Origin of the sequence: Frateuria sp. GZRR35 (genome assembly GCF_051900415.1) — a bacterium.
Taxonomy (GTDB): domain Bacteria; phylum Pseudomonadota; class Gammaproteobacteria; order Xanthomonadales; family Rhodanobacteraceae; genus Frateuria_A.
In genome coordinates, this window is record NZ_JBHZGL010000006.1 from 205,829 (window position 1) to 225,218 (window position 19,390).

A 19,390-nucleotide genomic window follows, 5' to 3' on the forward strand; every position below is an offset into this window, starting at 1 on the left:
CGCATCCCGGACAACGCATGACCTTTTCCGATTCCGACGTCGCCCTGCCCGCCCCCTTGCTCGACCAGCCCCTGGAGCGCGTCACCCGCGACGGCGTGGAATACGTGGTGCTGGGCACGGCGCACGTCTCGCGCGCCAGCGTGGCGGCGGTCGAGGCGCTGGTGGCCAACGAGGCGTTCGACGCGGTCGCGGTGGAGCTCTGCCCCAGCCGCGCCGAAGGCATGCGCAATCCCGATGCCTTCAAGCAGATGGACCTGTTCCAGGTGATCCGCCAGGGCAAGGTCGGCATGGTGGCGGCAAGCCTGGTGCTGTCGTCCTTCCAGCAGCGGCTGGCCGCGCAGTACGGCATCCAGCCCGGCGCCGAGATGAAGGCCGCGATGGACGGTGCCGAGCGCACCAACCTGCCGGTCTGGCTGATCGATCGCGAGGTCGGCACCACGCTCAAGCGCGCCTGGCGCAGCGTAGGCACGTGGGCGCGCTTTGGCTTGCTGGGTGGCCTGATTGCCAGCGTGTTCGAGCGCGAGCAGGTCGACGAAAAGGAAATCGAGAAGCTCAAGGAAGGCGACCTGCTGGAAAGCGCCTTCGGCGAGTTCGCGCAGAACTCCGCACCGCTCTACAACAGCCTGATCGGCGAGCGCGACGAATACATGGCCGCTCGCCTGCGCGAGCAGGCGCAGGGCGCGCCGGCCGTGCGCCGCGTGCTGGTGGTGATCGGCGCCGGCCACCTCAAGGGCCTGTGCGGACACCTGCGCGAACAGCAGGTGCCGCCGGCCATGCGCATCGCCGAACTGGCGCAACTGCCGCCCAAGGCGCGCTGGCCCAAGTGGCTGGCACTCGGCCTGGTGCTGCTGGTGTTCGCGGCGATCGCCTATGCCTTCCATCGCAACCCTTCGCTGGGCGCGCTGGCGCTGCGCAACTGGGTCCTGTTCACCGGCGGCTGCGCCGCGCTGGGCGCCCTGGCGGCAGGCGGGCACCCGCTGAGCATCGTGGCCGCCTTCATCGCCGCTCCGATCAAGCCGTTCCGGCCAGGCATCCCCGCCGGTGGCATCAGCGCCATGGCCGAAGCGTGGATCCGCCGCCCGCGCGTGGCCGACTTCGAGACACTGCGCGACGACATCGCCGAGTGGACCGGCTGGTGGAAGAACCGCGTGGCGCGGACCCTGCTCAACTTCATCCTGGTCAGCGCGGGCACCGTGATCGGCGAATACGCCGCCGGCATCCAGATCTTCAAGAGCCTGTTCTGAGGTCTGCTCCGGGCGCCTGACGGGAGCCTCGCCATGCGCCTGATTTGCATCAGGGCACTGCGTCAAGTTGTCCGTCGCGTGAAGCAGACACTATACTTCCGCGACTTTGTACCCCAAGCGTGGGAATGACTCGATGATTCGACTGCAACTGCTCGGCCTGACCGTGGCCGCAGCCCTCCTCGCCGCTGGCAACGCCCACGCCGCGGGCGACAAGGCCAACGGCCGCAAGCTGGTCTACACCTGCAACGGTTGCCACGGTATCGACGGCTACACCAATGCGTACCCGGACTATCCGGTGCCGAAGATCGCCGGGCAGAACGAGCAGTACATCATCAACGCGCTGCACGGCTACAAGACCGGCGATCGCACGCATCCGACCATGATGGCGCAAGCGCAGAGTCTGTCCGACCAGGACATCGACGACATCGCTGCCTATCTCTCCAGCCTCGCCAAGTAAGCCTCGAAGGAATCCCGCATGAAGCGTGCGCTCACCCTGCTCTTCTTCGGCGCCGTGCTGGCGTTGTCCTCCACCGCGCTGCTGGCCGAAGGCAACGTCGACAACGGCAAGACCAAGGCCGCGGCCTGCTTCGCCTGCCACGGTGCCGACGGCAACGCGGTCGACCCGCAGTACCCGCGCCTGGCCGGCCAGTACAACCTGTACCTGCAGCAGGCGCTGCACGAGTACAAGGATGGCCGCCGCAACAACCCGATCATGAAGGGCTTCGTCGCCACCCTGTCCGACCAGGACATCGAAGACGTCGCCGCCTACTTCTCCGGCCTGCCGACCAAGCTGCACACGCTGGACGGACATATCCAGGGCGACAAGTAAGCCAGCTTCAATCAAGTAAAAATAAAAGGCCCGCTTCCAGCGGGCCTTTTTCGTTCGCCCCTCTCCCCGCCGGGGAGAGGGTTGGGGTGAGGGACCAAGGCTGGCCGGAAACCCTGTAGGAGCGCACCTGTGCGCGACCGCCATGCACGGATTCAAACGCTAGCCTGCCGGTCCGGGAAAGAACCCCCGCTGACGTTTCTGATAGAGATCATCGCGAGCCCCGGCCCCTCACCCCAGCCCTCTCCCCGGAGGGGAGAGGGAGCAAAAGCACCTCTTCGCCGACCAGGTCTCACCCCATCGCCGAGCTGCCGGCCTGTTCCTTGTAATAGGGATTGCGCCCACCGCTGTGGTCGGTCGCATCGCGCACCGCCGTGATTTCCGGCACCCGCTCGCGCAGCGTCTTCTCCACGCCGTTCTTGAGCGTGACGTCCACCATGCTGCAGCCGTGGCAGCCGCCGCCGAACTGAAGCAGGACGGCGCCGTCCGAAGTGACCTCCAGCAGGCTCACGCGCCCGCCATGCGAGGCAATCCGTGGATTGATCTCGGCCTCGAGCACATAGCGCACCCGCTCGATCAAGCCCGCATCCGCACCAGGAATCTCCCCCTTGATGCGCGGCGCGCGGATGTTGAGCTGGCCACCGGTCGGATTGGGTTCGTAGTCGATGCTGGCGCCGTCCAGCCAGCGCGCGCTGTCGCCTTCCAGGTAAAAGTTGAACCCCTCGCACTCGACCAGCCACTCGTTGCCGCCGAGATCACGCGGCTCGCAGAACTCCAGCTCGCAGTTGGCGGCCGGCGTGCCCGGCGCGGTCACGCGCAGCAGGATGCCGAGCTCATCGCCCTGCTGGGCCAGCAGGCGGCGGAAATGCTGCTGCGCGCGGTCGGAAATATCGATCATCGAACGGACTCTCCAGCGCCGGTGGGGACGGCCGGCGAAAACAGCACCATTTTAGTCCTGTTTCACCCAAAAGTCCGGATGCCCCGCTTTTTGTAGGAGCCCGCTTGCGGGCGATGCCTGGCGTTCAGACCGGAGAGCATCGCCCGCAAGCGGGCTCCTGCAATGTGCGTTTTGACTTTTTCCCGCGCAACTCGGACCCTTCGTCTTTTTCCATGGCCGGAGCCCGCAATGAACCGCAACGACCTCGCCAACCAGCATTGCCAGCCGCGCAAGGGCAAGGAACACGCGATCACGCCAGACCAGGCGCAGGAATTGCTGGCGCAGCTACCTGGCTGGCAGCTCGCGAACGATGGCAAGGCCATCGTCAAGGACTTCCGCTTCGACGATTTTCACCGCACGCTGGGTTTCATCAACGCGGTCGGTTTCATGGCCAACCGAGAGGATCATCATCCCGACCTCGAGGCCGGTTACGGCCATTGCCAAGTGCTGTGGTCCACCCACGACGTGGGCGGTCTTTCGCTCAACGATTTTGTTTGCGCGGCCCGGGTCGAGGCGCTGCTGGCCTGAGCCAGCGGTTACTTTTCCCTTTGTCGCCAAGGGCATCGAGGAAATTCTTCAAGTCCTCCGGCAGCGGCGCGGAGAAGCCATAGGCACGCCCCTCCAGTTCGAATCCCATGTGCGCGGCGTGCAGGAACAGCCGTTGCAGGCCCTTCTCGCGGAAGCGCTTGTTGGCCTCGCGATCGCCGTATTTGGTGTCCCCGGCCAGCGGATGGCCGATGTGGGCGGCGTGCACGCGGATCTGGTGGGTGCGCCCGGTGCCCAGCGTCGCCTGCATCAGGCGAGCGCCGGTGAGCTGCTCCATCTCGCGAAAAAAAGTCAACGACGGCTTGCCGTTATCGGACACTTTTACCATCCGTTCTCCGCCTTGCAGCACCGATTTCAGCAGCGGCGCGTTGACGTCGAAACGCGCCTTGGGCGGGTGGCCGACCATCAGACATAGGTACTGCTTGGTCACCTGACCGGCACGGATCGCCGCTTGCAGGCCGGTCAGCCCGGCGCGGGTCTTGGCGAACACCAGCACGCCGCTGGTATCCCTGTCGAGCCGGTGGACCAGCTCCAGGTGCTGCTCCGGGCGGGCGGCACGCAGCAGTTCGATGGCGCCGTGGCTTACCCCGGACCCGCCGTGGCTGGCGATGCCCGAGGGCTTGTCGATCGCCAGGAAATGCTTGTCCTCGAAGATCACCGCCTCGGCGACCGCGGCCACCATGTCGGCGGACGGCCCCCGCTCGGGCGCCTTCTCGGCCGTGCGTACCGGTGGGATGCGCAGAATATCGCCGGCACTGAGACGCGTATCCGGCTTGGCCCGCTTGCCGTTCACGCGCACCTGGCCGGTGCGCAGCAGGCGGTAGATCATGCTCTTGGGCACGCCCTTGAGCAGGGTCATCAAGGCGTTGTCGATCCGTTGGCCGTCGCGTTCGGGGCCGATATCGACTTGACGCACACCTTGAGGTGCGTCATGGGAAGTTACCGTCTGCATTGAAAAAAACCTGGGGTAATAGGATACTCGGCGGGCGCTTTATGTCCCCCTTCGAGTTCGTTCGTGGCGGGGACGCCCGTCCGCGACCAAAGGCGAGGATTGCGCCGGTGGCCACCCCGGCAGCCGGCCGTAAACTCCCGAATATCGTAACGGTTCGGGATGCCGTTGTCCGCCGCCAGGGGGTGGCGAGACGGCTAAGCGCGTGCCACGAATCACCCCGGTGTCGGACGATGCCGGTTTTATTTGCCGCCACCCGCAGCGGCGCGATCCCGGCAGGCAGCCTGAGTTAGGCGCCACCGTGGCACGCGACGCGCGGCCAGGCCGAAGGAAGAAAACTACAATGAAGCGCATGTTGATCAACGCAACTCAGCGTGAAGAGTTGCGCGTGGCCATTGTCGATGGCCAGACGCTGTACGACCTCGATATCGAGATTCCCTCCCGCGAGCAGAAAAAGGCCAATATCTACAAGGGCCGCATCACCCGCGTCGAGCAATCCCTGGAAGCCTGCTTCGTCGATTACGGCGCCGAGCGCCACGGTTTCCTGCCGCTGAAGGAAATCGCCGACCAGTACTTCACCCCGGGCTTGAACCCGAACAAGTCCAGCATCCGCGAGCTGCTGAAGGAAGGCCAGGAACTGGTCGTCCAGGTCGAGAAGGAAGAGCGCGGCAACAAGGGCGCGGCGCTGACCACCTTCATCAGCCTGGCCGGCCGCTACATGGTGCTGATGCCGAACAACCCGAAGGCCGGCGGCGTCTCTCGCCGGATCGAAGGCGAGGATCGGCAGGCACTGAAGGAAGCGCTCGACCATCTCACCGTTCCGGAAGACGTCGGCTTGATCGTGCGCACCGCCGGCATGGGCCGCGACGCCGAAGAGCTGCAGTGGGACCTGGACTACCTGCTGACCCTGTGGCGCTCGATTTCCGAGGCCGCGGCCAAGCAGAAGGCGCCGTTCCTGATCTACCAGGAATCGAAGCTCTTCATCCGCGCCCTGCGCGACTACCTGCGCAACGACATCGGCGAGATCCTCATCGACGAGGAATCGCTCTACAACGACGCGCGCGAGTTCATGCAGCAGGTGATGCCCAACGCCTTGCGCAAGCTCAAGCTCTACAAGGATGACACCCCGCTCTTCTCGCGCTACCAGATCGAGACCCAGATCGAGAGCGCGTTCGACCGCCAGGTGCGCCTGCCCTCGGGCGGCTCGATCGTGATCGACCAGACCGAAGCGCTGACCGCGATCGACATCAACTCCTCCAAGGCCACCAAGGGCTCGGACATCGAGGAGACCGCGTTCAACACCAACTGCGAGGCGGCCGTCGAGATCGCCCGCCAGTTGCGCATTCGCGACGCCGGCGGCCTGATCGTCATCGACTTCATCGACATGGACAGCCCGCGCCACCAGCGCGAAGTCGAAGAGAAGTTGAAGGACGCGCTCAAGCTCGATCGCGCCCGCGTGCAGATCGGCCGCATCAGCCGCTTCGGCCTGCTGGAGATGTCGCGTCAGCGCCTGCGTCCGAGCCTGGGCGAAGCCACCCAGGTCGTCTGCCCGCGCTGCGAGGGTCACGGCCACATCCGCGGTATCGAATCGCTGGCGCTCTCGACCCTTCGTCTGATCGAAGAGCACGCCATGAAAGACAACACCGGCCAGGTGCTGGTGCAGGCCCCGCCGACGGTGGCCAACTTCATGCTCAACGAGAAGCGCGCCAGCGTGGTCGAGATCGAACTGCGCAACAAGGTGCACGTGGTCATCGTCGCCGACGAAAAGCTCGAGACGCCGCACATCCAGATCCAGCGGATCAAGGAAGCGGACATGGGCGAGCACAGCAAGCCCAGCTACGAGCGGCTTACCACGGTCGAGGCCGCGCCGATCCCGAAGATGGGCCAGGCCCTGGGCAGCTCCGAGCAGCCCGCCGTCAGCGGCATCGTGCCGGCGACGCCGGCACCGGTGCGCGAAGAAGCGCCGGCCGCTGCGCCCGCCCCCGCCGCGCCGCACCAGCGTCCGCGTCCGGCCAGTGCGCCCGCACCGCAAGGCGGCGTGATTTCGCGCCTGCTCGGCTGGTTCCGCAGTGCCGCCGCGCCGGCCCCCGAAGCGCCCCGCGAGCGCGCCCAGTCCGCACAGCCGGCCGGCCGCCAGGGTCGCCGCGACGAGCGCAACCGTCCGCAGCAGCAGGGCCAGAACGGCCAGCGTGCCGGACGTCGCGAACAGGCTCAGTCGCAGCAACAGCCCAAGGCCGCTTCCGGCAGGAACAACAACCCGCGTCAGCGCGGCAACGCCGAGGCCGGCACGCGCCAGCCGCAGCAGCAGGCCCGTGAGCAGCAGCCGCGCCAGCCCAAGCCAGCCGCCACCTCGTCGGCCGGCAACGAGAACCAGGAGCCGCGCAAGCAGCCGCAGGCTCGCCCGGAACGCGCTCCGCGTCCGCCGCAGGCGGAACAGCCGGCAGCCACCGCCGCACCGACGCCGGCCAGCGAGCCGGTGAAGGAGATCGAGGCGCCCGTTGCCGCCCAGATCGAGGCCGGTACCGTCGCGCCCGAGGCCAAGCCCGAAACCGAAGGCAGCCAGCCCCGCCGTCGTCGTGGCCGTCGTGGCGGTCGCCGCCGTCGCCGCCATGAGGACGGTACGGTCGCCCAGGATGGAACGCCGAATCAGCTCGACGAGCTGGACGACGAGGATCGCGAGGGTGACGAGTCCGACGCGCCGACGCGCGAGGCGGATCGCGCCCCGTCGAATGCTGCGGTCGCCCCCGCCGTCCTGGCGGCCACGGCAACCATGCCCGCCGGCGCGGCGCAGGAGCCGATCCAGACCGAGGCTGAGGTCGTGCCGACAGCGGCGCCGCGGGCCGAGCCCCCGGCCGGCAAACCGCAGGCTCCGGAGGCCTTGAGCCCCGCACCCGCGGCGACGGCGTTCAATCTGCCGCCGCTCCCGCCGATTCCGGCTGCGACCGAGGCCGAGGAACCCGCACCCGTGGCTATGACGCCCGAGGCCGTGACGCCCGTCGCTGCTGCGCCGATGGAGGAGCCCGTGTCCGAAGTTCCGCTGGCCGCCTCCACGCCGGAGCCGGCACAGGAATCGCCGATCATCCCGGTCGCGCCAGCCGAGCCCGCCGCGGAGCCGCAGACCCCGGTCGACACGGAAATCGAGCAAGCGCCGGCGGCGTCCGAATCGCCGGTTCCGCTGCCCAAGCAGGGCGACCTGCTTGCCCATGCGCCGCCCCGCTCGGTGGCCGCCGCCTCCTCTGCAGAAACGACGCAGGAACCGGCGCCGTCCGACGACGACGACGACGGGCGTCCGCCCCGGGATGCGGCCCAGGGTTGAGATCCCGCGAACCGAAGCACGAAAAAAGCCGGACGGACGTCCGGCTTTTTTTTGGTTCAACCCTGCGAGTTCCGCTGCTGGGACACATCCTTGCGCGACCGCGCATGGTGGTCGCGCGCAGGTGCGCTCCTACACGCGGGGGATGGCCGTGCCCGGCTGCAGGGCCGGCCGTTGCGCGTGAGCCTCAGCCGACCTGGTTGGGTGCGTCCAGCAGCCCGTGTACCGTCATCAGGTGTGCCAGGCCAATCACGTGCTCGACCTGCAGCTTCTCCATCAGGCGCTGCTTGTAGGTGGACACGGTCTTGGGACTCAGGTTGAGCTGGTCGCCGATCACCGTCAGCGGCTTGCCGCGAACCAGCATCATGGCGACCTCCAACTCGCGGCTGGACAGCGCGTCGAACGGCGAGCCGCTGTTGCCGTCGAGCGTGGCCAGGGCGAGCTGTTGTGCCACTGCCGGCGCCAGGTAACGACGCCCGCTGGCCACCTGGCGTACCGCCACCAGCAGTTCGTCCGCCGAGCAACCCTTGGTGAGGTAGCCGAGTGCACCTGCGTCGAGCAGGCGCTTGGGAAAGCGTGCGTCGTCGACCACGGTGATGATGATGATGTGCGTGTTGAGCTTGGCACGGATCACCCGCTCGGTCAGCTCGATGCCGCTCATGCCGGGCATGTGTACGTCGACCAGCGCCACGTCCGGCGCCAGCGAGCGGATCAGCCGCAACCCTTCTTCCGCCGTCCCTGCCTCGCCCTTGATGCGTACGTCCGGCTGCTGCTGCAGGATCATGCGAAAGCCGGTGCGTACCAGTTCGTGATCGTCCACGAGCACGATGTTGATCACTTCAAGCCCTCCTTGGGAATAGTCAACGAAAAGTAGGTGGCCGCTCCCCGCAATGCAAGCGTTCGCGCACCACGCCAACAAAAAACCCGCCTTACGGCGGGTTTTCGGGAGCGGAAATGACTGCCGCTTCGTATTGGTGCCCAAGGGGGGACTCCAAGGTCGGTCTCCTCCGCAAATCCCGCAAACAGCCCTCTGGGGTTACTCCCAGAGCTACTCACACTTGGAGCGTCATGCGAGCACGTTTGAGGCTCCGTTCACGCGCTCCAGGCGCGCACAGGAGCCTCTCCTACCGGTACAACCGATCGACCTCTTCGATGGCTGCATCAACAGCAGCTAGGCACGTACGCGCCATGAGAAGGCTCGCCTGATTCATCTCCTCATCGTCGTAGTGGCACTCGCCAATCTCTTCGATGTAGTGCTTGCCAAAAGCGTTCCGCAAATCCTCCATACGCCTGTAGGCTTCTTGGACAGCCTTGGCCGCCGAACCAAGCTCCGCGACAGCCGGCAGGCTGTCGGTCAACTTGGAAGGGGGCGTCCATATTCCTGCGAACCCATAGCCTTGACCGTCATCGTCCATCGGACCAACGGATTCCAGGCTTTGTCCGCCGTCGACCTGTTCCAAGGCCTCCGCGAGCTCCTTGCGAAAGCCCACGAGAATTGGTTTCAGAAAAATGCCGGCATTGCGGGCTCGGGCATCCCGATCGATACGACGCTCAAACGCATCCACTCGATTCAGCCAAATGGTGGTAGCAAGAGCGAGGATCGCGCCGACCGCCTGCACCCAAGCGGCATACGCCTGACTGTTCGCCGCGACCTGTACTGGATCAGCAACCATGCATGAGCGTTCCACCTTGTCAGTACGCTCATGGTCTGTGCTCGCCCCGAACACCGCAAGCGATGGTTTTGCCATCTGACGTACTTTAGGGGTTGAGCTCTTGCCGCACCGTCTGCGGCTTGGCTTCCTCGCTCTTCTTGGCGGCGCCGCAAGGGCTGCAGCTCTAGCGCAGCCGAGCCTCCACACGATCGAACTTTGCCAAATGTAAAACTATATCGAAGAGATTTCTTGACATTGTAAAACACAGGTGGTCAAATTTTGATCACCTGATGCGAGCGCTTAGCGATGGCAGAGAACGAGATCCTTGATGTAGGTAGCCGCCAGAACTACCCACGGTGGCTCGCTGTAGTGGCTGACCCAAAGGTAAGCTCTACCGAGGCCGCAGGCCGCTTGGCGGAAGATTGTCTTGAGGTACTGACCCGGAAGCTCCGGAAGCAACCCCTCTATCTAGTGCTTAAAGCTTGTGGCGAAGACTTGTATGCATTGCAAGCCGCTGTAGCTTCCCTAAAAGATGCGTCGCTTGGCAGATGGGTGGAGACGGCGTACCGGATCAGTCCCTCGCTAGAACCAAGCGTCATCGCTCACAAGATTACAGAGCTCCTCATCGATGCGGTGAGAGATCAGGCGAGCCGCTTCGCTATGCGGCGGGATCTGGGTATTTCGGAAGAGCGCCAACGCCAACTCGATATCGCCACGCGGGCTGCCCTCGAGAGCTCGAAAGAACAAATTGCTAGCACGCTTGAACACTCGCTGCGGAGCGAAGCGCCGCCGCGGATCATCAAGAGAGCCTCGCGGCCAATACAGCACGCCAAGTCGCTGTTGAAGCGATCGCTTCTCCCTGCCCCTCGTTCGCACCAGAAGCCTTCCGATCATGTATGACCACTACGTTGTGACGGGAAGCCACAGCCGAGTTCTCGTGAAGGGCGAAGTGCATGAGCAAGCACTAAATCTCAATGCGGATGGCTTTTTCAAAGCCTTGCTAGTTCTCCCGCACCCCCGCTCTCTCGACCTCCTTCGCATTGCCGCCGGCATCTATACGATCGATCGCATCACTAAGCGGAAGAAGCGATCTGGTAACGAGCACGGGATGCGCCGTATAAGTGCTCAATTTGAGGTCGATGACCTTCCCTTCTGGAGCTCTAGTAGCGTCGGGACTCTTCTTTGGCAAACGATCAAGTTGCTTACCGAGGACGCTTGGGAGCTTTCTTTTGTATCCAGGCGCCGTCCAACCGACGACCTTGGATATCAAAGCTATCTTCCTATCGTTCCTGCACCTGAACAGCTCGCCCTGTACAGCGGTGGGCTTGACTCAGCCGCAGGGCTGGCGAGTCAGCTCCTCCAAGGTGCAGACAATCTCATGCTCATCACGGTTGCTCACCACACGGGCATCCCCCAAGTTGTACAGCGCCAGTTGGCAGAGCTAAAAGACCTGCTCGATCAACAACTTCGACTTGTACCGCAGGTGCACCACTCTACCCTTTCTACGTTTCTAAGCGGCGGAAAAGCGGTGCGGCTTCGGACTCAGGAGAAAACTCAAAGAAGTCGCGCGTTCTTTTTTTGTGCGGCGGCTGTGCTCGCCGCGGAAGCCTACGGACTTGATGAAATTCAAATGTTTGAGAACGGCGTGGGGTCTATCAACCTGCCCCCTATGGGAGGAATGCTCGGGACGTCGCTCGCGACCCGCGGAGCCCACCCAGCTTTTTTGCGGCTGATGTCTGAGCTCGCGTCAGAAGTAGTTGGCGAAGCGATCAATATCCGCCTGCCTAACGCTCAGCGAACCAAGGGCGAGATGCTCAAAGAGATCGCAGCCGAAGGACTTGGTGGATGGGTACAAGCTTCTAGATCATGCGTGCATAGCTCACTGCGTATCTCTGGCGTTACCCACTGCGGTGAGTGCCCTGCCTGCGTGGAAAGAAGGCAAGCGTTCGCTGTCGCGGGTGTACCCGACGACGGCTCCCATTACGCGCTCGACATATTCAATGAGTCCCCGGTATCTCAGGACAACTCAGACTATCTCCACCTCTACAAGAAGAACGCCCTCGGTTGGTTGAACTCCGATCCAGCCGTGCTTAGACGCATGGAAAACCACTTGCGGTCAACGCAAGTCCCAGCGGATGTAGACGAATGGCTCGGGATGCTACACCAGAGGCATGCCCAAGAGGTGCTTGCCGTGTACGGACCACGTGAGTTTCTCTCAAACGGATCCGAGGCAGCAGTTGTATGACTTATCGCGACGTCAAAACTGATTCTCTTGCGGAGCGGCTGTTGGCTGCACGCAAGGCAGCAAAGATCACTCAAGAGACTGCGGCACAAGATTTAGGTATGAGCCGGCCAACCTTCATTGCCATCGAAAAGGGGGTTCGGCGACCAAAGCCCGAAGAACTGGTCCGCCTGGCGACTCTTTATGGCACTCCCGTCAGCCAGTTACTACGGAAGCAGGACTCCCAAAAGTTAACTCCTCACCTACGCTCAGCGCTGGACGCTACGCACCAAGGACAAGAGGGGTTGCAGGCAGCTGTTAACAAGCTTGCGGCCTTTGTAGAGGATTACCAGCTCCTAGAAGCACAAGCAGGCGTGAGGCTTTCGAGCGATTTCCCACCAGCGGTGCGGGTACCAGCGGGACCAGTGGAACGGTTCGCGGAGGTGTGCGCCAAGGAGGAGCGTGAGCGGCTTAACTTAGGATCTCACCTTCCCGTCAGCGCACCCCGCAAGTTATTGGAAAAAGTCGGGATACACGTATTCGTTGACAGCTTGGATTCAAAGCTGGCTGGTATGTATGCCTTTGCACACGATTTCGGATATTGCATTCTAATCAACCGCGTACATCCGCTCGAGCGCCGCCGATGGACCGTAGCCCATGAGTACGCGCACTTTCTGATAGACCGCGATGAACCGGGCGTCGACTATGTAGCTCACAGTGACCGCAAGCCTCGCAACGAGCGATTTGCAGATTCGTTTGCCGCCGCGTTCTTGATGCCCGAAGCTGGAATCCAAAAACGGTTTTATGAGGATCTCGAAAAGTCCGGCGACTTCAATGTAGGGGACCTTTGCAGAATGGCAGACTACTTCGTGGTCTCCGTCATGGCTGCCTGCCTGAGGCTCGAGCAACTGAAACTCATTCCGCGTGGCAGCTGGGATCAGCTAAGTGAGGAGCGTGTGCCTGTGAGGTCTCTTCGCGAGGAAGCTGGTTTGGGGCGGTCAAGCGACGGAGATCTAACTGAGTCCTACCCAGAAAGATACAGGCTACTCGCCGTCCAGCAGTACCTAGCCGGAAGGTTCTCCGAAGGGCAGCTAGCCAAGCTCTTGCGTTGCGATCGGCTCAAGGCGCGAGAAATTGTCGAGTTGTGCTCACAAGCGTCGGATGATATGGATGGAACCATGTCCATGGTTCCACTGTCACTGAGCCATTCGCTCATCTCAGGTTCCGCCGGCAGCAGCAAATGAGCGGGCGCGTCTTAGACTGCTGTGCGTTGCTCAATCTTTATTCTGGCTGGGGCGGCCTAACGGAGCTTGAGAGGTTACCTGGGACGTGGTGGTTATGTTCGGCAGTCCTAAGTGAGGCGATATACACGAGAGACTATGGAACAGACGGGCTTGTAGCCGTGGCTTCCATAGCTCGTGAGAATCTTTTGGGCGAAAAGATACTGGAGATGGCGCCCGAGTCACCTTACGAAATGGAGCTTTACGTTGACTTCGCCACCGAACTAGACGATGGAGAAGCCCAAGCACTCGCGATAGCCAAAGCTCGAAATCTTGAATTAGTAACTGATGACAAGAAAGCTACTCTCGTCGCAGCCTCACCCACTGTTGGTGTGAGGACAGTTACAACCGCCAACGTCCTCAGAGAATGGGCCGATCTACCCGGGACCAGGTCTCGAGTCCGCGATGTTTTGCTTAGAATCCAAACACTTGCACGTTTTACCCCGCAGAGAAGCACGCCCGGTGCAGACTGGTGGCTCGCGACAGTCGAGAAAAGCCTGAATTAGATACGAAAGGCGCTCGCCAACGTCCCATTACTACTCAAATGCATCAGGAGGCTTTTAGCCACCGACATGGATCCCGTTGAGACTCTTTGACACCACGTCGCTGATATCGCTACCCGCAATTTCTTTGAATCGCTCTTCCGAACAAGGCGAAAAACCTTCCGGCCAAGGCGCACGAAGCCGACAGAGTAGACGGTATTGAAGAGGAGCTGAGGGACTTACCTTCTCAACCGTGACAACTGCCGAGTTAGGGCCCTGTCGCCTCAAAAGCTCGGAGAAATCCCTTGCAAAATACGCAGGTGCATAGCCCACCAAGGAGACCGGATCATCGGTTCTCAAAGCCAGAGCATCGGAATCCCAGCCGTTCTGGATGTCACGCAAGATATAAAGTCGCTCGCCACGGACTAGCTCATTTGCCCTTGATTGAGTAGCCGCAGGAAGGTGGCTGAGGCCACGGCAGAAGAAGAACTCCTCGTAGAACCCGTCCGGACTAGGCGCCGGACAGGGGATCAACTCAAGGCTATCTGTCGCGCGGAGACCACCGGTGCGCGAGAGCTCCTCTAGCTCATCGTGTTTCGTGGCCGACAATCCGAGCCAACCGAGGTACTCGCTGTGCTCTGGACGATTCTTCGCCAGAATTCGGTTCGCGAACAACGGAAACAGTTCCTTTGACAAGTAAGGAACGGTGACGTCGCTCATCCGGCCGAACGGCGTGAAGTTTGGGAAATCCAGAATGCCTTTGGTGTAGGCAAAGCGGTATCCATCGCTTGTGCGCGTGAGCTTTCCTACCGGAGTCCATGCTCTGGTATCGGGATTTTGCGAAGCGACGAAGAGAGCTTTCATTTCTTATCCAGCAATCTAGATTTGTTGAGCCTAAGCATCTGAAAAGCAAAGTCTTTTGAGGCAGCACCCATCCGCGAGTCAGGCACTTGGTCGATGATGTTCGTCATCACATCGTCTTCTAACGAGGCGAGCCTTTCGAGCCAATACGTGGCCGCTTTTGGGTTGCGACGAGCGGCCGCCTCGAAGGCGTCCAGCGTGAGCATAGTTTTCGTACCGCTTGGAGGGTAGAGAGCAGAACGAGCTCTAGTTACATAGTGCGCCACAGACTGGTTGGCATCCTTGGAGGCCAAACGAAGAGCGCATGCCTCGTCGGATAGCAGACGCCCAAGACTGGATGCATGATCGTAGGTGGGCTGAAGGTGAACCCCTCCATCTAACAACAGGACGCCCCAATTTTGATCGTGGCGGTCTTGGTTGCCGATCAGCGTGTCGAGCATCAAGTAGCCAACAAACACGGACTCACCAGATACCAGCCCGGAGGCAACGTCCCAGCCAAGCGGCGGCCCGACGTTCCCAGCCTCCAACATGGCCAGGACACGCCCTAGCGTATGGTGAACACGACGATGCCGAGGTGCTGTTTCATATTCTGCGACGACGAAGGAAAGAAGTTCATTTCCGAAGACAAGCCTCCCTCCTTCCGGGTGAAATCTTGGTGTCAGGACCCCTCGCCGGCCCTCGTGCTCGGCTAGCTCATAGTCGGCGTGCGGGAGCCCTAGCGCTTCGCAGAGCTCCGCCGAGATCTTTTCTGCCCAGTCCTCTCCGGTGTTGTCACGGGCTACCTTAAAAAGATGTAGCTGCCTGTGCTCGTCCTCAAACCAGAATTTTTCCTTTGTGCCGAGCTGCTCCAGCTGCCGGGCAGTGTCAGGGACCTGGATGACTTTATAGGTCAATCGGCGCACCTCGCGCTTGCCGCCAACCGTACATCATACCCACTGTTCCCGAAGGTCGCCCGAAATGTATACCTTTTGATTTCACCCGAGGGTCTATCAAAACACCTATCACAATGCTATTATCTATTCTCCTAAGGAGATACGATAATGAGCGAAGTGGTGGGGTACGCCCGTGTGTCCTCCGTAGGGCAGTCCTTGGAGGTGCAGCTGGACAAGTTAGCCGCGGCGGGGTGCACGCGGATCTTTTCGGAAAAACGCTCCGGGCGGCAGGTAGACAACAGGCCTGAGCTCAAAAGTTGCCTTGAGTTCCTACGTGATGGAGACACGCTTGTGATCTGCCGCCTCGATCGAATGGCGAGGTCGTTGCTGGATCTGGCCAAGATCGCCGAGCTGATCAAGCGCAAAGGGGTCACCCTCCGCGTGACCGATCAAGCTATCGATACCTCTTCCCCTGAGGGAAGGCTCATGTTCTCGCTACTGTCGAGCTTCGCTGAGTTCGAGTGCGATATCCGCGCCGAGCGCCAACGCGATGGAATTCTAAAAGCCAAGGAAAAAGGCGTGTTGCTGGGCCGCAAGCGGGCGTTGACGGACGAACAATGTGAGCGCATTCGCTACTTGCGAGAACACGAGCAGATGTCCGTCCCGGAGATCGCTAAGAGGTTCAACGTCGGCGTTGCGACGGCATACCGTGCGCTTGGTCCAGCAGGCAATCGAGCATAGATGGGCCAGCCTCGCGTCGAGCGTTCGCTTTTTGCCACAAGGGAATTCCGGCTAGTGAGCTAGCCTCCATAGACCTTCACCTCAAGCCCAAGACACCGTAGAGCTTTAGAGGAGCGAGAATTTCGGGGTGGGAACTCGTCTGGGCGAGCCCAGCCAACGACTTCGCCATAGAAGTTCCTGCCAAGGTGGCGCACCTTGAAGTCCTTATTTGTGCTATCCGCCTTCCATATCCGGTCAGCAACATCACCCGGCCCCCAGATAACATAGTCCAGCACTTCTAGGGCGCTCATCTTATTGCTGATAGTGCGCTGAGCATAGAGAAGCTCGGCCAAGCGCAAAATCTTGGCCCTGCTCCCCGGGTCCACGCCTAGCCCTAGATCACTATTGCTGTTCTTGACGGCGTGGTCACCAAAAGCATAGACGCTGGAAATAGCCTCAACCCATTCATCTTGTGAAAGAGAAAGTATGCGGCCTTTTGCAACTAGCTCTCGCAGGCGCTTGGAGGTCCCTTCGACTGTCTCCTTTTCGTGCTCGTAGTCGTAGTCAGCCGTTTTCCACCAAGACAGAGCGAAAGCTAGTGCTGCTTCTGGATCGCGCTTGTGTTTTTCATACTCCCGTAGATAGGCGTTCTTCTCTGTGCGGGGATTTACATACTTGTAGTAGTAGGCGTGCAGGAACTGGTCGGCTTGCACACCGGCTGGCACGTTCGCACCTATCCAATGGGGCCTGTTCTCTGGAAGGGCTACACGACGAGCGATGGAGCGGATCTTCTGCAGCGTTTCGCTCCATTCCCTACGGAACTTCGCGTTGTGGCGCTCCTCGGACTTACGGGTATCGATACCGATTGCGGAGTTCTTATTTTTGAGTGCGGGGTGGTTTTGTTCGGCCTCTGCTTCGAGCTGACGAAGCTGAGCCATGAGTTTCGCCCGCTTCGTCTCAAGCTCCAGGTGGAACCTCAGGTCTTCGTCGCTGAGGTCTTGCGACCTCTCTTCAAGCGTGTTGAAGAAGGCTTCTAGCTCTGGGGTGAGGCCCGCTTGTTCAATTTCGGCGTGCGATAGGAAAAGCCCCACTTCGTAGTTCTTATACCAAGCTCTATCCGTAAGATTGGCTGAGCCGATATAGACACCACTATCCACCCACCAAATGACTTTGGCATGCAACCAATGCGGCACGAGGCGGCAGGAGAGGTTCGGACTCTTGTGATCTAGAAACCATTTCAACACCTTCGTCGCGATCGGGGTCGAGGCATCATCGCGTCCGTAGAAGCTGAGCTTTTTCCCTGAACGCCTGCAGTCATCGAGCAGCAGAATCTCGTTTGTCCCATGCTCTGCATAGGGAATGGCCACGCGAACTTCAGTGCAATCATCGAGTGCAGCGTTTGCAACATTGATGAGCATTGAGCCGGTGAGTGGGTTGCCGACAAACTCCATGAAGATGACTGCCCCTTTGCTTACGCGCCGTCGAGAGCATAGCAATCAACAACGCCGAAGAGCCTAGTGCTGTCCCTTCTAGGGGAGCGGCATGAGCTGACCCGTTGGCCAGATGCAAGCCAGTGCTAGACGCTGCCTGTCAGCAAACCTTTCGCCTGCTCCGGCGCTGTGAAGAAAAGTGGTCGAGTTCCTTGGACACCGAGCGCCTTGCACTTTGGCGCTCCGCGCTGGGGTCAAGGCCACGCGTGAGTAGCGCTCGTGCGTTGTTCAACCTCTCCCTAGCCATGGCCAGGGACACCGCCGGATACAACCCGAGGCTGATCATCTTCGCCCGATTTTGGTAGCGGTAGCGGAAGCGCCAGCAAAGGGAGCCCTCAGGCGGAATTTCGACGCACAACCCGTCCCTATCAGCCACCCTATACAAGGTGCCTTGGCGTTTCAGGCTTCGCAGCTTGGCATCAGTCAGCACGTGAGTAACTTACCGAGGAGCGACTGGTGTCACCCGAAGTTACTCGCAACCCTACTCACGGAACTGGTGAGCTGCAAGAGGACGTCGGGAGACCTCTGTAGACACTAGGCCAAAAAAAAACCCGCAAGAATGCGAGTTTTTAAGGAACTTCGAGACATCCGTGGATGCCCAAAGAACTAGTGTTGGTGCCCAAGGGGGGACTCGAACCCCCACGCCTCTCGGCGCTACCACCTCAAGGTAGTGCGTCTACCAATTCCGCCACCTGGGCAGGTGTGTTGCCTTTACTTCGTCGAACCCGCCGGGGCGGGAACGTCCGACTTCGCGGGAGCGCCGGCAGTCGGCACATCGCTGTTGCTCTTGGTCGGAGCCTGCGGCACGTCGCCGTTGCTCTTGGCCGGAGCCGCGGGCTGCGCATTCTGGGCGGGCGCGGGCTTCTTGGCAAGCCCGGACATCACGCCAAGGTCGGCCTGCTCCACCTGCGGCGCGCCATTGCGGCTCAGGTAGATGCCCATGCCCAGGCTCAGCAGGAAGAACAGCGTCGCCAGCACCGCGGTGGCGCGGGTGAGGAAGCTGGCCGAGCCGCGCGCGCCGAACACCGTGGCCGATGCACCGCCGCCGAAACCGGAGCCTGCGTCGGCGCCGGCGCCGCGCTGCATCAGGATCAGCACGATCATCGCCGCGGCGATCAGGATGTAAAACACGCTGAAGATGACGAACATGTTCGATTGGGATCCGTAGGCTTCAATGCGCTGCGGCGCAGATGCCGAGGAAATCGGTTGCGGTGAGCGATGCACCGCCGATCAGGCCCCCATCCACGTCCGGCTGCGCGAACAATGCCGCGGCATTCGCCGCCTTGACGCTGCCGCCGTAAAGCAGCCGGGTCAGACGGGCAATCATACCATCCTCACGTTCCAGTTGGCTACGAATGAACGCATGCGCTTGTTGCGCCTGTTCCGGCGAGGCGGTCTGGCCGGTGCCGATGGCCCATACCGGCTCGTAGGCGATCACGGCGGTGTAAAACGGCGCGATGCCGCAGTGCGCGAAAACGGCGCCGAGCTGGCGCGCAAGCACCGCCTCGGTCTGGCCGGCCTGGCGCTCGTCCAGCGTTTCGCCGATGCACAGGATCGGGGTCAGCCCAGCGGCGCAGGCCGCAGCAAACTTGCGCGCCACCAGTTCGTCGCTTTCGCGATGATACTGGCGCCGTTCGGAATGGCCCACAAGCACCCATTGCGCGCCGACATCGGCCAGCATTGCCGCGGATACCTCACCGGTATAGGCGCCCTGCCCTTCGTGCTCGCTGACATCCTGGCCACCGAAACCGATACCGCTGGCGGCGTGGCGCGAGGCCAGTTCGGCCAGGTACGGGAAGGGCGGAAATACCAGGACATCGGCGTGTTCGGGACGCTGCGCGGCGATTTCCGCCAACAGGGCTTCGGCCATCGAGCGGCTGCCGTGCATCTTCCAGTTACCCGCGACGAGTTTCCTGCGCATGCGATGTCATCCGACGAAAAACGGCAAGCATAGCGACCGCCCTGCAGACCGGCAAACGGGTGCTGGCCGCCAGGTT

At 61.7% G+C, this 19,390-nt stretch carries 19 protein-coding genes and 1 tRNA gene; 9 read left to right on the forward strand and 11 right to left on the reverse strand.

The window, feature by feature from the left end:
- Positions 1-17 precede the first annotated feature (17 nt).
- From ACFWZ3_RS09585 to ACFWZ3_RS09595, 3 genes are all read left to right on the forward strand, one after another.
- Complete coding sequence (locus ACFWZ3_RS09585; RefSeq protein ID WP_439707508.1) at positions 18-1,244, forward strand: TraB/GumN family protein; 1,227 nt, start codon at positions 18-20, stop codon at positions 1,242-1,244.
- Positions 1,245-1,377: 133 nt separating this feature from the next.
- Positions 1,378-1,701, forward strand: coding sequence for a c-type cytochrome (locus ACFWZ3_RS09590; RefSeq protein ID WP_209618251.1), 324 nt, complete (start codon positions 1,378-1,380; stop codon positions 1,699-1,701).
- Positions 1,702-1,719: 18 nt separating this feature from the next.
- Complete coding sequence (locus tag ACFWZ3_RS09595; protein WP_439707509.1) at positions 1,720-2,073, forward strand: c-type cytochrome; 354 nt, start codon at positions 1,720-1,722, stop codon at positions 2,071-2,073.
- A 289-nt stretch (positions 2,074-2,362) separates the two neighbouring features.
- On the opposite strand, the gene ACFWZ3_RS09600 is transcribed toward ACFWZ3_RS09595, so the two are convergent.
- Complete coding sequence (locus ACFWZ3_RS09600; protein WP_439707510.1) at positions 2,363-2,968, reverse strand: NfuA family Fe-S biogenesis protein; 606 nt, start codon at positions 2,966-2,968, stop codon at positions 2,363-2,365.
- Positions 2,969-3,196: 228 nt separating this feature from the next.
- Between ACFWZ3_RS09600 and ACFWZ3_RS09605 the strand changes: the two genes are divergently transcribed.
- Positions 3,197-3,535: a 4a-hydroxytetrahydrobiopterin dehydratase gene (locus ACFWZ3_RS09605; protein ID WP_439702067.1), complete on the forward strand. Its 339-nt coding sequence runs from the start codon at positions 3,197-3,199 to the stop codon at positions 3,533-3,535.
- Here ACFWZ3_RS09605 and ACFWZ3_RS09610 read toward each other — a convergent pair.
- Entirely contained in the window at positions 3,489-4,505 is a 1,017-nt protein-coding gene (locus ACFWZ3_RS09610; protein ID WP_439707511.1) for an RluA family pseudouridine synthase, read from the reverse strand. The genes ACFWZ3_RS09605 and ACFWZ3_RS09610 overlap by 47 nt on opposite strands.
- A 340-nt stretch (positions 4,506-4,845) precedes the next feature.
- Here ACFWZ3_RS09610 and ACFWZ3_RS09615 point away from each other — a divergent pair, with 340 nt between their 5' ends.
- Complete coding sequence (locus ACFWZ3_RS09615) at positions 4,846-7,818, forward strand: Rne/Rng family ribonuclease (RefSeq protein ID WP_439707512.1); 2,973 nt, start codon at positions 4,846-4,848, stop codon at positions 7,816-7,818.
- A 184-nt stretch (positions 7,819-8,002) separates the two neighbouring features.
- Here ACFWZ3_RS09615 and ACFWZ3_RS09620 read toward each other — a convergent pair whose 3' ends face one another.
- Together ACFWZ3_RS09620 and ACFWZ3_RS09625 are read right to left on the reverse strand one after the other, a co-directional pair.
- Entirely contained in the window at positions 8,003-8,653 is a 651-nt protein-coding gene (locus ACFWZ3_RS09620; RefSeq protein WP_209615230.1) for a response regulator, read from the reverse strand.
- 286 nt (positions 8,654-8,939) lie between these two features.
- Complete coding sequence (locus ACFWZ3_RS09625) at positions 8,940-9,563, reverse strand: hypothetical protein (RefSeq protein ID WP_439707513.1); 624 nt, start codon at positions 9,561-9,563, stop codon at positions 8,940-8,942.
- 796 nt (positions 9,564-10,359) lie between these two features.
- Between ACFWZ3_RS09625 and ACFWZ3_RS09630 the strand changes: the two genes are divergently transcribed.
- Genes ACFWZ3_RS09630 through ACFWZ3_RS09640 form a run of 3 tightly spaced genes read left to right on the forward strand, consistent with a single transcriptional unit; the run spans position 10,360 to position 13,474 of the window.
- Positions 10,360-11,712: a 7-cyano-7-deazaguanine synthase gene (locus ACFWZ3_RS09630; RefSeq protein WP_439707514.1), complete on the forward strand. Its 1,353-nt coding sequence runs from the start codon at positions 10,360-10,362 to the stop codon at positions 11,710-11,712.
- Positions 11,709-12,932, forward strand: coding sequence for a helix-turn-helix domain-containing protein (locus ACFWZ3_RS09635; RefSeq protein ID WP_439707515.1), 1,224 nt, complete (start codon positions 11,709-11,711; stop codon positions 12,930-12,932). The genes ACFWZ3_RS09630 and ACFWZ3_RS09635 overlap by 4 nt, the downstream gene beginning before the upstream one ends.
- Complete coding sequence (locus ACFWZ3_RS09640) at positions 12,929-13,474, forward strand: hypothetical protein (RefSeq protein ID WP_439707516.1); 546 nt, start codon at positions 12,929-12,931, stop codon at positions 13,472-13,474. Before ACFWZ3_RS09635 ends, ACFWZ3_RS09640 begins: the two co-directional genes overlap by 4 nt.
- Before the next feature lie 54 nt (positions 13,475-13,528).
- Here ACFWZ3_RS09640 and ACFWZ3_RS09645 read toward each other — a convergent pair whose 3' ends face one another.
- Together ACFWZ3_RS09645 and ACFWZ3_RS09650 are read right to left on the reverse strand one after the other, a co-directional pair.
- On the reverse strand, positions 13,529-14,314 hold the full coding sequence (locus tag ACFWZ3_RS09645; RefSeq protein ID WP_439707517.1) for an HIRAN domain-containing protein: 786 nt from the start codon (positions 14,312-14,314) through the stop codon (positions 13,529-13,531).
- Positions 14,311-15,204, reverse strand: a complete 894-nt coding sequence (locus ACFWZ3_RS09650) for a hypothetical protein (protein WP_439707518.1) — start codon at positions 15,202-15,204, stop codon at positions 14,311-14,313. The genes ACFWZ3_RS09645 and ACFWZ3_RS09650 overlap by 4 nt, the downstream gene beginning before the upstream one ends.
- A 147-nt stretch (positions 15,205-15,351) precedes the next feature.
- Here ACFWZ3_RS09650 and ACFWZ3_RS09655 point away from each other — a divergent pair, with 147 nt between their 5' ends.
- Positions 15,352-15,924, forward strand: coding sequence for a recombinase family protein (locus ACFWZ3_RS09655; RefSeq protein WP_439707519.1), 573 nt, complete (start codon positions 15,352-15,354; stop codon positions 15,922-15,924).
- Between the two features lie 59 nt (positions 15,925-15,983).
- On the opposite strand, the gene ACFWZ3_RS09660 is transcribed toward ACFWZ3_RS09655, so the two are convergent.
- The 5 genes from ACFWZ3_RS09660 to tpiA form a co-directional block, all read right to left on the reverse strand.
- Entirely contained in the window at positions 15,984-17,354 is a 1,371-nt protein-coding gene (locus ACFWZ3_RS09660) for a phospholipase D-like domain-containing protein (RefSeq protein WP_439707520.1), read from the reverse strand.
- Between the two features lie 139 nt (positions 17,355-17,493).
- The gene (locus ACFWZ3_RS09665; RefSeq protein WP_439707521.1) at positions 17,494-17,823 is read right to left on the reverse strand and encodes an Arm DNA-binding domain-containing protein; all 330 of its coding nucleotides are present in this window, start codon (positions 17,821-17,823) and stop codon (positions 17,494-17,496) included.
- 183 nt (positions 17,824-18,006) lie between these two features.
- Positions 18,007-18,091: transfer RNA gene (locus ACFWZ3_RS09670), tRNA-Leu, on the reverse strand.
- 13 nt (positions 18,092-18,104) lie between these two features.
- A complete protein-coding gene (secG, locus tag ACFWZ3_RS09675) occupies positions 18,105-18,542 on the reverse strand; it encodes a preprotein translocase subunit SecG (RefSeq protein ID WP_439707522.1) in 438 nt (145 codons plus the stop codon).
- A 22-nt stretch (positions 18,543-18,564) separates the two neighbouring features.
- Positions 18,565-19,314: a triose-phosphate isomerase gene (gene tpiA / locus ACFWZ3_RS09680; protein WP_439707523.1), complete on the reverse strand. Its 750-nt coding sequence runs from the start codon at positions 19,312-19,314 to the stop codon at positions 18,565-18,567.
- Positions 19,315-19,390 lie beyond the last annotated feature (76 nt).

Bases quoted from the DNA above. Each gene is read 5' to 3' on its own strand.
- ACFWZ3_RS09585 (WP_439707508.1), top strand. From the start codon at position 18: ATGACCTTTTCCGATTCCGACGTCGCCCTGCCCGCCCCCTTGCTCGAC.
- ACFWZ3_RS09590 (WP_209618251.1), top strand. From the start codon at position 1,378: ATGATTCGACTGCAACTGCTCGGCCTGACCGTGGCCGCAGCCCTCCTC.
- ACFWZ3_RS09595 (WP_439707509.1), top strand. From the start codon at position 1,720: ATGAAGCGTGCGCTCACCCTGCTCTTCTTCGGCGCCGTGCTGGCGTTG.
- ACFWZ3_RS09600 (WP_439707510.1), bottom strand. From the start codon at position 2,968: ATGATCGATATTTCCGACCGCGCGCAGCAGCATTTCCGCCGCCTGCTG.
- ACFWZ3_RS09605 (WP_439702067.1), top strand. From the start codon at position 3,197: ATGAACCGCAACGACCTCGCCAACCAGCATTGCCAGCCGCGCAAGGGC.
- ACFWZ3_RS09610 (WP_439707511.1), bottom strand. From the start codon at position 4,505: ATGCAGACGGTAACTTCCCATGACGCACCTCAAGGTGTGCGTCAAGTC.
- ACFWZ3_RS09615 (WP_439707512.1), top strand. From the start codon at position 4,846: ATGAAGCGCATGTTGATCAACGCAACTCAGCGTGAAGAGTTGCGCGTG.
- ACFWZ3_RS09625 (WP_439707513.1), bottom strand. From the start codon at position 9,563: ATGGCAAAACCATCGCTTGCGGTGTTCGGGGCGAGCACAGACCATGAG.
- ACFWZ3_RS09630 (WP_439707514.1), top strand. From the start codon at position 10,360: ATGTATGACCACTACGTTGTGACGGGAAGCCACAGCCGAGTTCTCGTG.
- ACFWZ3_RS09635 (WP_439707515.1), top strand. From the start codon at position 11,709: ATGACTTATCGCGACGTCAAAACTGATTCTCTTGCGGAGCGGCTGTTG.
- ACFWZ3_RS09640 (WP_439707516.1), top strand. From the start codon at position 12,929: ATGAGCGGGCGCGTCTTAGACTGCTGTGCGTTGCTCAATCTTTATTCT.
- ACFWZ3_RS09645 (WP_439707517.1), bottom strand. From the start codon at position 14,314: ATGAAAGCTCTCTTCGTCGCTTCGCAAAATCCCGATACCAGAGCATGG.
- ACFWZ3_RS09655 (WP_439707519.1), top strand. From the start codon at position 15,352: ATGAGCGAAGTGGTGGGGTACGCCCGTGTGTCCTCCGTAGGGCAGTCC.
- ACFWZ3_RS09660 (WP_439707520.1), bottom strand. From the start codon at position 17,354: ATGGAGTTTGTCGGCAACCCACTCACCGGCTCAATGCTCATCAATGTT.
- secG (WP_439707522.1), bottom strand. From the start codon at position 18,542: ATGTTCGTCATCTTCAGCGTGTTTTACATCCTGATCGCCGCGGCGATG.
- tpiA (WP_439707523.1), bottom strand. From the start codon at position 19,314: ATGCGCAGGAAACTCGTCGCGGGTAACTGGAAGATGCACGGCAGCCGC.